The sequence below is a fragment of the Clostridia bacterium genome (assembly GCA_035561135.1).
In the GTDB taxonomy this organism is placed as follows: Bacteria; Acidobacteriota; Terriglobia; order Terriglobales; family Acidobacteriaceae; genus DATMYA01.
In genome coordinates this window covers 1-12,809 of sequence record DATMYA010000057.1, presented here as the reverse complement: position 1 = coordinate 12,809, position 12,809 = coordinate 1, and the positions used below count along the sequence as shown (strand labels likewise).

10 protein-coding genes are annotated in these 12,809 nt (G+C 58.5%); 2 read left to right on the top strand and 8 right to left on the bottom strand.

Annotated features, from left to right (window positions below; translation table 11 throughout):
• The first annotated feature begins 401 nt into the window (after positions 1–401).
• Positions 402–3,542 carry a TonB-dependent receptor gene (locus tag VN622_12825; protein HWR36745.1) on the top strand — a complete coding sequence of 1,047 codons (3,141 nt, stop codon included), beginning with the start codon at positions 402–404 and terminating at the stop codon, positions 3,540–3,542.
• 102 nt (positions 3,543–3,644) lie between these two features.
• On the opposite strand, the gene udk is transcribed toward VN622_12825, so the two are convergent.
• The 7 genes from udk to VN622_12790 all read right to left on the bottom strand — a co-directional run bounded on the left by udk (position 3,645) and on the right by VN622_12790 (position 10,365).
• Complete coding sequence (gene udk, locus VN622_12820) at positions 3,645–4,259, bottom strand: uridine kinase (protein HWR36744.1); 615 nt, start codon at positions 4,257–4,259, stop codon at positions 3,645–3,647.
• 64 nt (positions 4,260–4,323) lie between these two features.
• Positions 4,324–5,217, bottom strand: a complete 894-nt coding sequence (locus tag VN622_12815; GenBank protein ID HWR36743.1) for a purine-nucleoside phosphorylase — start codon at positions 5,215–5,217, stop codon at positions 4,324–4,326.
• Complete coding sequence (locus VN622_12810; GenBank protein HWR36742.1) at positions 5,214–6,449, bottom strand: nucleoside transporter C-terminal domain-containing protein; 1,236 nt, start codon at positions 6,447–6,449, stop codon at positions 5,214–5,216. The genes VN622_12815 and VN622_12810 overlap by 4 nt, the downstream gene beginning before the upstream one ends.
• 9 nt (positions 6,450–6,458) lie before the next feature.
• Entirely contained in the window at positions 6,459–7,796 is a 1,338-nt protein-coding gene (locus tag VN622_12805) for a thymidine phosphorylase (GenBank protein ID HWR36741.1), read from the bottom strand.
• 278 nt (positions 7,797–8,074) lie between these two features.
• Positions 8,075–8,797 carry a deoxyribose-phosphate aldolase gene (deoC, locus tag VN622_12800; protein ID HWR36740.1) on the bottom strand — a complete coding sequence of 241 codons (723 nt, stop codon included), beginning with the start codon at positions 8,795–8,797 and terminating at the stop codon, positions 8,075–8,077.
• Positions 8,798–8,969: 172 nt separating this feature from the next.
• The gene (gene hpt / locus VN622_12795) at positions 8,970–9,485 is read right to left on the bottom strand and encodes a hypoxanthine phosphoribosyltransferase (GenBank protein HWR36739.1); all 516 of its coding nucleotides are present in this window, start codon (positions 9,483–9,485) and stop codon (positions 8,970–8,972) included.
• Positions 9,486–9,633: 148 nt separating this feature from the next.
• Positions 9,634–10,365: a hypothetical protein gene (locus VN622_12790; GenBank protein HWR36738.1), complete on the bottom strand. Its 732-nt coding sequence runs from the start codon at positions 10,363–10,365 to the stop codon at positions 9,634–9,636.
• A gap of 438 nt (positions 10,366–10,803) precedes the next feature.
• On the opposite strand from VN622_12790, the gene VN622_12785 reads away from it, so the two are divergent.
• Positions 10,804–12,351: an adenosine deaminase gene (locus VN622_12785; GenBank protein HWR36737.1), complete on the top strand. Its 1,548-nt coding sequence runs from the start codon at positions 10,804–10,806 to the stop codon at positions 12,349–12,351.
• A 273-nt stretch (positions 12,352–12,624) separates the two neighbouring features.
• On the opposite strand, the gene VN622_12780 is transcribed toward VN622_12785, so the two are convergent.
• Positions 12,625–12,809: cytidine deaminase (locus tag VN622_12780; GenBank protein ID HWR36736.1), on the bottom strand; the 185-nt coding region annotated here is incomplete at its 5' end.

Here is a 12,809-nt window from a genome sequence, read left to right as displayed (position 1 = left end):
TGGCCCAGCATACGGTTCGCCCGCTCGAAACAACCTCAATTCGTGGCACGGAAAGGCCCTGTTTTTGGACTAAAAAACCTTAATCAGGGGTAACCAGCGAAATCGGCTGAGTTCCTGCGTAATTGCCACGAATGTGGTGCAAACCCTTGATTCATCAACATTTGATTTTCAGAGTACCGGAACCGTGATTTAATTCAGAGTGCGATTCCATAGAGATACTTACCGTTTCCCAGGAAGTTCGCACAAGTGTGTGTCCGGTCCTCGAAGATTGTCGAATGATCGAGAGGGCGAGGAAACAGAACCTTACCGGCTGCAAAACGAGAGCCAGACAGAATATGAACGGTAGTCTCCGCCGGCGTGCAGGGCGCAGGCGGGGTGGGGGAAATTCAGGAGAGCGACAGATGAGCAGAGTTAGCAAGAACTGGCTGTCGCGAGTTGTAGTTGTGATGCTGATGTGTATCACGATGCAGCTTGCGGCGTTGGCACAGTCAACGACTGACGGCGCGATTGGTGGCACGGTGACGGATGCGTCCCATGCTGTTGTTCCGAGCGCGAAGATCACGATCGTTAACAACGGAACGAACGAGCAGAAGTCGCTGGTGACGGACAACGAGGGCAAATTCCGCGTCGTGCGTCTGCAACCCGGCACTTATACAGTCACGGTAGAAGCATCCAGCTTTGCGGGCTTGAAGCGGCAGGGCGTCATTGTCGAAGTCGGCCGCGTTACCGAACTCGAAATCGCGTTGACCGCAGGCGCGAAGAGCGAGACGGTCGAAGTCGTCAGCGAAGCTCCGCAGATTAACACCGTGCAGCAGGATTTTGCTCACAACATCAACGAAACATCGATCAATGAACTGCCCATCAACGGCCGTCGCTGGTCCAACTTCGCGCTGCTGACCCCGGGCGCGACGCCGGACGGCAACTACGGATTGATCAGTTTCCGCGGCATCTCCGGCTTGTTGAACAACAGCACCATCGATGGCGGCGACAACAACCAGGCTTTCTTCTCGGAAGAGCGCGGCCGCACACGCGCGAGCTACGTTATCAGCCAGGCTTCCATCCGCGAGTTCCAGGTGAACACCTCGAACTTCTCGGCCGAATACGGCCGCGCGGCAGGTGGCGTGGTGAACTCGGTCACGAAGAGCGGTACGAACCAACTGCATGGCAGCGCGTTCTACTACATTCGCGACAACGAGCTTGGCGCGACCAACCCGTTCACAAAGATCACCACGCTGGTCAACGGCGCGGCGGTCACAACGCCTCTGAAGCCCGAAGATCGCCGTCACCAGTTCGGCGGCACGCTGGGCGGTCCGATCGTGAAGGACAAGCTGTTCTTCTTCTTTAGCTACGACCAGCAGAAGCGTAACTATCCTGGCGTTGCAGCGACGGCCGACCCGGCCTTCCTGAACCCGATCACGGTTGCCACCGCAGTGTCAGCCGGCAAGGTTTGCCCTGGCGCAGCCGGCACGGCAACCACGGTAGCTGGTGAAATCCTGTTCTGCCGTGGCATTACGCAGACTCAGACGAATGCCGGCTTGGCGTACGTACGCGGCTTGACGGGCGTTGTTCCCCGCAAGGGCGACCAGAACATCTACTTCCCCAAGCTCGACTGGCGCATCAACGAGAGCAATACATTGGCAGTCAGCTACAACCGTATGCGTTGGAACTCTCCGGCAGGCGTTCAGAGCCAGCCAGTTTTGAACCGCGGTATTGCCAGTTGGGGCGACGATGGCGTGAAGGTTGATTCCTTTACCGCTCGCCTGTCTTCGGCGGTAACGAACACTGTTTCGAACGAATTCCGGTTCCAGTGGGGCCGCGACTTCGAATTCCAGAGCAGCCAGCCTGTTGGCCCCGGCGAACCTACAACCGGTGTCGGCGGCAGCTCTCCCTCGGTTAACATCAGCACCAGCTCGGGCATCTACCTGGGCAAGCCCAACTTCCTGGAGCGCAGGGCGTATCCGGATGAGCGTCGCCTGCAGTGGGCGAACAGCACAACCTGGGCGATCGGCAAGCACCTTGTGAAGTTTGGCGCAGACGTCAACCGCGTCAACGATGTGCTCGATAACCTTTATCAGGAAAGCGGCGTGTACGCTTACAACTCCCTGGTCGACTTCCTGACCGACTACTCCGCCCCTTCGCAGAAGCGATACAACACCTTTTCGCAAGGTTTTGGACCCACCAGGTTCGAGTTCCGCACCTGGGACTACAACTTCTTCGTGCAGGATGATTGGCGTGTTGCGCCGCGCTTGACCTTGAATCTCGGCGTCCGCTACGAGTATCAGCAACTGCCTGACCCGCAGATCCCGAACCCGGCTCTGCCGCAGAGCGCGAAGTTCCCGTCCGACAAAAACAACGTTGGCCCGCGCGTCGGTTTCGCATGGGACATCTTTGGCGACGGCAAGACCGCACTTCGTGGCGGTTACGGCGTCTACTTCGGACGCATCATCAACTCGACCATCTCAAACGCCATCACCAACACTGGCATGCCGACTGGCCAGATGCAGGTTCAGTGGAAGGGCACGGATGCAGGTTCACCGGTCTATCCGAACGTGCAAACGAGCGGCAGCAGCAGTGGCAGGAGCGATGTCGTCGTCTTCGGCGACTCGATGCAGAACCCGCGTATCCAGCAGGCTGACATGATCTTCGAGCGCGACCTTGGCTCCAACACGGTCATGACGCTCTCGTGGATGTACAGCAAGGGCGACTTCCTGCCGATGTACGTGGACCGCAACCTGAGCGCGCCAACGGCGACACAGGCCTACACGGTCAACGGCGGGCCTCTGGCCGGTCAGACGGTCACGGTCCCGGTCTTCAAGGGCGTGCGTCCGAACGCTGCCTTCGGTCGCATCACCAACATCGAAGGACTGGTCGACTCCGACTACAACGCACTGTCTGTGCAGTTGAACCGCCGCTTCTCGAAGGGCTTGCAGTTCCAGAACAACTTCACCTGGGCGCACGCCATCGACGCGGGTCAGAGCTCGCAGACGTTCACCACCGGGAACTCGGTACTGAACCCATACGATCTGAAAGGCGAACGCGGCAGCTCGAACTTCGATATTCGCCGCCGTTTCGTGAGCAGCATCGTTTGGTCGCCTCAGTACTTCGAGAACAAGGGCGCATTCGTCAAGGCCGTTCTGAATGGCTGGACGATCGCTCCCGTCGTCTCGATCTCGACCGGCAAGCCGTTTACGCCTTTCGTCAGCGGTAACGCCCCGGGCAGCACTAGCACGGGCCTCCTTGGCGCCGGCGGTGCAGCACGCATCCCTGTGCTGGGTCGCAACAACTTCCACTATCCGCGCACGGAGAATGTTGATCTTCGCTTGTCGCGGCGCTTCCAGATCAAGGAAGGTCACCGTATAGAACTGCTGGCTGAAGCGTTCAACCTCTTCAACCGTCAGAACATCACGGAACTCGACGACAAGGCGTATAGCTTGAACGGCACGACACTGAACTACAACTCGGGGTTCATGAAGTACACGGCAGCAGGTAACACCGTGTATCGTGAGCGCCAGGTTCAGTTCGCGGCTCGTTACGAGTTCTAAACACAAACCCGGGTAACCGGGACAAAGAACTCACTCGGCGGCAGCGTGAAAGCGCTGCCGCTTCTTTGTTGGTTGCACTTGTCCTGAGGTTGGCTGAGTCGTTTACGAACGCGCGGCGGCGTTGGAACGGATGTGCTGCATCACGACGGCGACTTCGTTCATGATGTCGTCATTGCCGGTCACGACGAGGTCTGCGAAGAGGCGAGTGGGGTGCACGTATTGCTTCGCCATCGGAAGCACCGTCGTGTGGTATTGCTCAAGAACGGATTCGCGGGTGCGTCCGCGCTCGCGGATATCGCGTTCTATGCGGCGCTCCAGGCAGACTTCCTCCCCAAGATCGACGTAAACCTTGGTGCCCTGGAGCTTGCGAATGTCTTCCCAATGCAGAGCGAACAGGCCTTCGATAATGATGAACTCTGTGGGTTCGACGCGTTCGGTTTCAAGTGTGCGCGAGTGCGTGGTGAAATCGTAAACCGGCTTTTCGATGGCGATGCCACGGCTTAGCTGGCGAGCGTGCTCGATGAGCAGTGGAGCGTCAAGCGACTCGGGACAGTCGAAATTGGCGTGCGCGCGCTGCACCAGGCTCATGTGCGAAAGGCTGGAGTAATAGGAGTCCAGATGGACCATGCCGGCCTTGAGTTGCTCGGCAATGTGTTTGGAGAGGTAACTCTTGCCCGCGCACGATGGACCGGCGATTCCGATAAAGTAAGGTTTCATTGCCTCTTGAGCCTGTTGTGCTGGCGGTTCTCGACGTTCGTCGTGTCTGCTGCTGTTCCGTTACCTACTTCGCGTTGGACGCGACCGCCCGTGCGATGCGCGGAATCGTTCGCGTGAGGAGCGCAAGAAAGACGCCACGCACGCGCTTGCCTGTCTCTAAAACTTCTTCGTGATTGATGATGTGGTCCGAAAGCCCTGCGGCCATATTGGTGACGCAGGAGATGGCCATGACCTTTAGGCCCATGTGCCGCGCAACGATCACTTCTGGCACGGTTGACATCCCGACGAGGTCGGCGCCGATGGCGCGCAGGTAGCGAATCTCCGCCGGAGTCTCGTAGCTCGGCCCGGCAAGCGCGGCGTACACGCCTTGCTGCAAGTCGATGCCGAGCGACTTGGCTTCTTCGAGGGCGATCTCGCGAAACGCCTTTGTATAGGCCTCGCTCATATCGGGAAAGCGCGGACCGAAGCGCTCTTCATTTGGACCGCTGAGCGGGTTTGCGCCCTGCAGATTGATGTGATCCGTCAGCAGAACGAGTGCGCCCTGCCCGTACTTGGGATTGATGCCGCCGGCAGCGTTGGTGAGTATGACCGCCTTTAAGCCCATAAGTCCGAAAACGCGCACGGGAAAAGCAGCCTGTTTCGCGGTGTATCCCTCGTACTGGTGTACGCGTCCCTGCATGGCGGCAACGACAACGTCGCCGAGTTTGCCCACGACCAACCGTCCAGCGTGTCCGATGGCAGTGGAGTGCGGAAAACCGGGAATCTGCTCGTAGAGAATGGCTACGGAATCCTCAAGATCGTTGGCGAAGTCGCCGAGTCCCGAACCGAGCACAATTGCCAGGCTGGGGACTGCCAGTCCCTTTTCCGCTATGCACGCCAGCACGTACTTCGCCGCCTGTTCGGCTTGCGCGTACTCGTCCAACAAGGCCACCTGCTTCTTGTCTGCGGCTGAACTCATAAGAAGATTCCCACGATGGAAGCTGACATAAGGTTGGCCATGGTTCCCGCAATCATAGCGCGGAAGCCGAGGCGGGCGAGATCGCCACGACGGTTTGGAGCCAGTGCGCCTAGTCCGCCGATCTGTATGCCAATCGAGCTGATATTGGCAAATCCGCAGAGCGCAAAGGTCGCAATCGTTACCGAGCGTGGATCGAGCATCGCTTTCTGCGTACCCAGCATGGTGAACGCTACCAACTCGTTCAGCACCATGCGCGTGCCTAGCAGGTTGCCAATGGAGAGGCAGTCCTTCCAGGGGATGCCAATGACGAATGCGATGGGCGCGAAGATCACGCCGAAGATCGTCTCCAGGCTACGCGGGAACCATCCGAAGCCGTGATTGGCGAGGAAGTTGTGCGTGCCGCCGAGGCATCCGTTGATAAGCGCGATTAGCGCGAGGAAGCTGATGAGCATGGCGGCGACGTTGATCGCCAGACCGAGTCCGTCGGTTGTGCCCTTGGCAGCGGCAGCGAGCACATTCTCCTGTTTCTCCTCGCCATCGAGCAATTCGACTTTGCCTTCGGTTTCGGGATGTTCGGTTTCAGGGACCAGCATCTTGGCGAGCAGAATCGTGCCGGGTGCAGTCATGATGACGGCGGTAAGTAAGTGCTTGGCTTCGATGCCGCTGAGGATGTATGCGCCCATTATTCCGCCGGAAACGTGAGCCATGCCGCTGGTCATGATGACCATAAGTTCCGACTGGGTGACGCGTGGCAGGAATGGGCGGATGGTGAGCGGCGCTTCCGTCTGCCCCATGAAGATGCTGGCCGCGACGTTGAGGGATTCGACTCCGCTGGCGCCCATGAGCTTCGTCATGACGCGCGCGAAAATCTTGATGATGAACTGCATCACGCCGTAGTGGTACAGGATGGCGAAGAACGCAGCGATGAAGATGATGGTCGGCAGCACCTGGAAGGCGAAGTAGAAACCCATGGAAGAGCCCTTGCGCCCAAGCTCGCCGAAGATGAAAGTCGAACCGGCGAACGAGAACTCCAGCAGCCGATTGACAGCCGCTCCGGCCCCCGTCAGCAAGTTGCGTCCGAACTCAAACTTCAGGACAAAGAAGGCGAACGCAAGTTGCAGGGCGAGGCCCGTGAGAACCGTGCGAAGGCGAATGGCCTTACGGTTGGTGGAGAACGCGTAAGCGATCCCCAGCATGACCAGCAGACCCAGAACTCCCGTAAAACGTCCCATCGAGACCTCTTATTGCGTAGTAAGCGCTTCGAGCGATTTGCCCAGAATGACCTGTTGAACGAGCGGGCGCGCGATCTGGGGAAGGTGCGGCCCGATGGTGTACGCGTCCTGCAGCATCTGCTTTGCCTGCGCCAGACAGGCGCTGGAATTGTAGTGAATGGTGCAAAGCAAATCATCGCGCCGCACCGCGTCGCCAACCTTCTTGTGCAGAACGATGCCGACAGCGGGATCGACCGCGTCTTCCTTCTTCTGGCGGCCGCCACCGAGGATGACACTGGCAATGCCGACCTGCTCGCACTCGATCCGTGTGACGAAACCTGCGGAGTTGGCGAGGATGGCGGCGCGATGTTGCGACTGCGGCAGCCGAACAGGGTCTTCGATGAAGTCCGGATCGCCGCCCTGAATCACTACCATCTCTCGGAACTTATCGAGCGCTTTGCCGTTCTCAATCAACTCCGCAGCCAGCGATTTTCCATCTTCCACGGAAGCAGTGCGTCCGCCCAGGAAGAACATCCATCCGCAGAGTTCGAGCGAGAGACCGCGCAGGTCTTCCGGACCGCCGCCCCTCAGCACATCAACGCATTCTTCAACTTCGAGTGAATTGCCGATCTTGTTACCGAGCGGCTGATCCATGTCGGTGATAAGCGCGACCATCTTCTTGCCCATGCGCTCGCCGGTCTCGACCATCAGTTGGGCCAGGAATTGAGCGTCTTCGGGTTTCTTCATGAATGCGCCGGAGCCGGTCTTGACGTCGAGCACGAGAGCGTCGATGCCCTCCGCCAGTTTTTTGCTCATAATGGAAGCGCAGATGAGATACGGGCTTTCGACTGTTCCGGTAACGTCGCGAAGAGCGTAGAGCTTCTTGTCGGCGGGTGCGACTTCGGCTGTCTGGCCGATCATGGCACAACCGATTTCGGCCAGAACGCGGCGGAACTCGGCGAGTGACAGATTGACGTTGAAGCCCGGAATGGATTCGAGTTTGTCGAGCGTGCCGCCAGTGTGTCCAAGTCCGCGGCCGCTAATCATGGGCACGAGCAGGCCGCCTGCGGCGACCACGGGAGACAGGATTAGCGAAGTCTTGTCGCCGACGCCGCCGGTCGAGTGCTTATCAACCTTGCAGCCGGGGAGATCGGAGAAATCCAGCACGTCGCCGGAATGTAGCATGGCGTCGGTGAGTGCGGCGGTTTCTGCGGGCGAAAGTTTGCGAAGGAGCGCGGCCATCAGGAAGGCCGAAATCTGGTAATCGGGAAAATCGCCTCGCGTGTAGCCGGAGACGATGAACTCGATTTCTTCGCGCGTCAGCTCTCGATCGTCGCGCTTCTTACGTATGAGTTCGACTAATTGCATGCACACACAATTCGAGCCAGACCTCCGCTTGGAGGCGACGGCTCTTCTTTTTCTATGAAAGGACGTTCAAGACTAAACCAGCAGAGTTCCTGATGGAAGTAGATTCTGGACAACTCAGGTGAAAGCCCGAGCGTTTTATTCCGTAGTACCTGAGAAATGGCGCGAATGCCGCAGATGCGCAAACGGCGCATGTTGGCCGCAATCCGAGGGTCACACGAAGTGCTTGCGGCAAATAAGAAGGGACGGCCGCAGCCGTCCCGGCGAGGAGATATGAACCGCTATTCCCGCGCGCCGAGTTCGCGAACGATGGCAACGCTGGCGCTGGCACCGACGCGGGTTGCGCCAGCCTCCATCATTGCCAGAACGTCTTTTGCGCTGCGGATACCGCCCGCTGCTTTCACGCCAACCCGGGCACCCACGACGCCGCGCATCAACTGGACGTCGGCAACTGTCGCGCCCGCGCTCGAAAAGCCCGTGGAGGTTTTGACAAAATCCGCGCCAACTTCGGCTGCGAGGGTACAAGCGAGAATCTTTTCGTCCGTAGTGAGCAGCGCAGTTTCGATGATGACCTTGAGAATAGCGCCGTGACGATGGGCGACGTCGGCCAGAGACTTAATCTCCGACTGAACAAGAATACGCTCGCCCGACTTGAGAGCCCCGACGTTGATTACCATATCGAGTTCGCAAGCGCCCAGGCGAAGTGCGTCCACGGACTCGGCCAGCTTAGCCGTGCTGGTAGTGGCGCCCAGGGGGAATCCTATGACGGTGCCCACCTTGACCCTTGAACCCTGGACCAGCGCGGCGGCATGAGCCACTTGGGACGGGTTCACCATCACGGAGAAGAAGTTGTACTTAACGGCTTCCGCACAAAGCTTGGAGACCTGTTCGCGCGTAGCTTCCGGCTTGAGCAGCGTGTGGTCGATCAGCTGGGCGACAGTACGCCAATCCACGGCAACGGAAGACACAGAATCTTTGCTGGTCACAACAGTACCTTGAGGCATGCAGAAGTGATTCTACACCCGAGGGTTGCGCGGCTGTGCCGGCCTTTGCCAGCCGTCGCGAGACGGCGCTGGGAAAGGCATGGTGCGCATCTAGGCGATCATTGACTTTTCAGCAATCGAAACGGCACGCCTAAAGACGTGCCGTTTCGAAACTTGATTTTTCAGCAGCCTGTTACGGAACGACGCAGATATCTGGCAGGTTGCGGTAGCGTTCGGCGTAGTCCATGCCGTAGCCGACTACGAATTCGTCGGGAATTTCGAAGCCGACATAATCGGCTTGTATCGGCTGCACGCGGCGAGCGGCCTTATCGAGCAGCGCCGCAATCTTGAGGCTCTTCGGCTTGTGGGCTTTGAGAATCTTCGACAAGTATGAAAGGGTCAGGCCGGTGTCGAGGATGTCTTCCACGAGGATGATGTTCCTGCCCTCCATCGACTGATCGACATCCTTCAGCATCTTCACTTCGCCACTGTTCTGCTTCCCGTTCCCATAGCTGGAGACGGAGATAAAGTCAAACGTGGCATCGAGTGATATGCAGCGCGAGAGATCGCTCAGGAAGATGGCCGCGCCTTTAAGAACTCCAAGCAGGACGACCGGTTCGCCCTGGTAGTCGTGACTGATCTGCGCGCCAATAGCGGCAACGCGATCTGCAATCTGCTGACGAGTGAAAAGAACCTTTAGCTCAGACACGCTTCCCTGACTCCAAAAAATAGCGGGACTTCAAAATTTTGTAGAGAAAAACGGATACTAGATGGAATTGAGCGAATGTTCAAGAGCGGAGGGCCCTGAACCAGAGAATGGCGGCTTGCACCGCCATTCTCGTTACCTGCTGCTTCTGTTATTGCAGCGTAACCGGCTGGTCGAGCTTGAACGTGAGCACGGTCTCGGCGGGAACATTGATATGGTCGCCACGCGTCAGCACTTGCGCGCCCGCTCCACCGGCCGCGCCGATTGCAGCGCCAATCGCCGCTCCCTTTCCGCCTCCCGCGATTGCGCCAAGAAGCGTACCGACCAATGCGCCGCCGCCAACATATTTGCCGGTGCGCTTGTTTGCGCCCAGGCCACGATCATTTTCACCCTGCACCGCGTTCGTCTGCAGCATTCGGGTCTGTCCGTTTAAGGTGACGGACTGCACCGCCAGCGCCATATCAGACTTGCCACCTGTGCCCTGGCCTGTATCGACCACGGCGATCTGTGCGGGCGAGTTCCTGGGAATCAGCACCGCTCCGTTTTGGCCAATGACGTCTTCAGAAATCCGTGCCGGATAGGTCATTCCAACCTGCGGCTGTTCGGCCTTAATCTCATTGTCCGTACGGATCGAGATCGTGGTACCTGCGGGAATCACACCGTATTGCCCGGAGGCACTGCTCTGATTTGGGTAGTTGTACACCGGTGTGTTGGTGGTGTTGGGTGCATTCTGAACAGGCGTCTTCTGCTCCGTGCTGTTCGGCGGGTTCTGAACGGGAGTCTGCGGATATGTCTGATCCTGCGCGTGCAGACCGATGCCAAGCGCCGCAATCATGACGAGTCCCGCAAGAATCAGCCCCGGAATTCTTCTAGTTCCCTTCATCGTAGCCTTCCTTCCCCTTGGCGGCCGTGTGGCCGTACAGAATTTAAGCTGCTTCATTTGGACCTAAAGATAGTGATTAGATGGGTACCAAGGGTCGGCTGTTGGCTCGAAAAGCAGACGGCAGACGGCAGACGTCGGACTTCAGACTTCAAACGTGAGACTTTGGAAGGGATGTAACCAGGGATTAGAAGTGCAAGGCAAGTTCGAACTCGACGTCATCGTGAGCGCAGCGCCCCTCTAGCGGCAGCGCGTAGTCGAACCACCTTGCGTTTTCCTCCCAGAGAACGTTCAACTTACTTCCGTCTGCCTCCGCCATCTGCCGACTGCCGTCTGAAGTCTGAAGTCTGACATACTCGATTGCCTGCTGCTGACGTATGATTGCGCTTCTCTGATCCTTAATGAAGCAAGCGGCGAAGTGCTGGCCGGGAGGAATCATTTATGCGCGCGCGTGCACGTTTTGCAGTCATCGTTATTTGTTTATCTCTCCTGACATGCAGCCTGGCGGCGGCTCAGGCTCCGGCTGCGGCTCCGGTCGAGACGCCGGAACAGCACACGGCGAAGCACTTCGATAGCATCAAGGGACAGCCATCATTGCTGATGACCTTCCTGCGCCAAATGCCGAAGGGCGGTGACCTGCACAACCATATGACGGGTGCCGTATACGCTGAGAGCTACATACAGTGGGCGGCGGAGGCGAACCTTTGTGCCGACCGCAGTACGCTGGCGCTCTCGGCCCCGCCGTGCAAAGGCGGGCAGGTAGAAGCAAAGCAGGCGCAGACGGACCCGGTGCTCTACCGCGAGATGATCGACAACTGGTCAATGCGCGGATATCCGTGGTCGAGTAAGTCTGGGCATGACCACTTCTTCGATACGTTCCAAAAGTTCGACCCCGCGGGCGTAGGCCGCTATGGCGACATGCTGGCGGAGCTGGCGTCCCGTGCGGCCGATGGCAACGTGCAATACCTGGAGCTGATGCTGTCGCCGGACGAGTTTCGCTCAATCGGCGTAGGCGCACAGGTCGGCTGGGACGACAACTTCAGCCGCATGAGGGACAAAATGCTGGCCGACGGCGTCCGCGCACTGGTGACGCAGTCGCGCAAGAGCCTGGATACGTGGGAGGCACGTCGCGACCAGTTGTTGCGCTGCAAGGAATCGAACAAATCGCGCGCCGAAGCGGGATGCGCGGTGGAGACGCGCTACATCTTCCAGGTGCTGCGCGGATTCCCGCGCGAAAGCGTCTTCTCACAGATTCTCACAGCCTTTGAACTGGCGCAGGCGGACCCGCGCGTAGTATCGCTGAACCTGGTGATGCCCGAAGATGCGCTGATTCCAATGCGCGATTTTCGCCTGCATATGAAGATGCTGAGCTTTCTGCACGAAATGTATCCCAGCGTGCACATCACCTTGCACGCGGGCGAACTCACGCCGGGACTCGTGCCCCCGGATGGACTTCGCTTCCACATCCGCGAGTCGATCGAGATGGGACATGCAGAACGGATCGGCCATGGTGTGGACATCATGTGGGAAGACGATCCCCACGGACTGCTAGCCGACATGGCCAAGAAGAACATCATGACGGAGATCTGCCTGACCTCGAACGACGCGATTCTGGGCGTGAAGGGCAAGCAGCATCCGCTGGCGATGTATCTGAAATACGGAGTGCCCGTGGCACTGGCAACGGACGACGAGGGCGTTGCGCGTTCGGAGATGACACGCGAGTACATCAAGGCCGTGGAAGAACAGGGATTGGATTACCTGACGCTGAAGAAGATGGCGCGCACCAGCCTGCAATACGCTTTCCTGCCGGGAACCAGCTTGTGGCAGGATGCGAGGAAATTCACGGTCGTGAAAGACTGCGCCGTAGACCGTCCAATGAGCAGGAACATCAGCGCCGGATGCCAAAAGTTTCTTGCTGCGAGCGAGAAGGCACGCCAACAGTGGCGGTTGGAAGCGTCGTACGCAGAGTTTGAAACACAGGCGCGGTAGCTGCTGAGCCACTGAGCTACTAAGCTGCCAAGGGTGCGCTACTCAAAACTTTGTCTTCCTGAGCGAGGGCGTAAGCCCGAGCCGAAGGATCCCTGTTGCCGGCGCGGTGCTGATCAAAAGGAGTCCTTCGACTGCGCGACTTCGTCGCTCCGCTAGGAAGACAATCAAACTCGGCGGCTCAGCAAAACAACAGTTCGGCTCTTTTGCCGCACGCAGTCTGGGCCGCCCTTTTGTGAGCGGCCCAGATTATTGCATCTACCATTTGCTGCTGCCTTACTCTGCGAGGCGGAAGCCTTCGGGCAGAAAATCCGTAATCGGAGTCTGCGTGATCTCCCCTTTACTGCTCTTGTAGATCACGACTGCATTCGGGCCGAACTCGAAGATCACCTGGCGGCAGGCTCCGCAGGGAGCACAGGGAACGCCGTCGCGGTTGACCACGGCGATGGCGGCAATCTCCA

Bases quoted from the DNA above. Each gene is read 5' to 3' on its own strand.
- VN622_12815 (HWR36743.1), bottom strand. From the start codon at position 5,217: ATGAGTTCAGCCGCAGACAAGAAGCAGGTGGCCTTGTTGGACGAGTAC.
- VN622_12810 (HWR36742.1), bottom strand. From the start codon at position 6,449: ATGGGACGTTTTACGGGAGTTCTGGGTCTGCTGGTCATGCTGGGGATC.
- VN622_12825 (HWR36745.1), top strand. From the start codon at position 402: ATGAGCAGAGTTAGCAAGAACTGGCTGTCGCGAGTTGTAGTTGTGATG.
- VN622_12785 (HWR36737.1), top strand. From the start codon at position 10,804: ATGCGCGCGCGTGCACGTTTTGCAGTCATCGTTATTTGTTTATCTCTC.
- VN622_12790 (HWR36738.1), bottom strand. From the start codon at position 10,365: ATGAAGGGAACTAGAAGAATTCCGGGGCTGATTCTTGCGGGACTCGTC.
- VN622_12805 (HWR36741.1), bottom strand. From the start codon at position 7,796: ATGCAATTAGTCGAACTCATACGTAAGAAGCGCGACGATCGAGAGCTG.
- udk (HWR36744.1), bottom strand. From the start codon at position 4,259: ATGAAACCTTACTTTATCGGAATCGCCGGTCCATCGTGCGCGGGCAAG.
- deoC (HWR36740.1), bottom strand. From the start codon at position 8,797: ATGCCTCAAGGTACTGTTGTGACCAGCAAAGATTCTGTGTCTTCCGTT.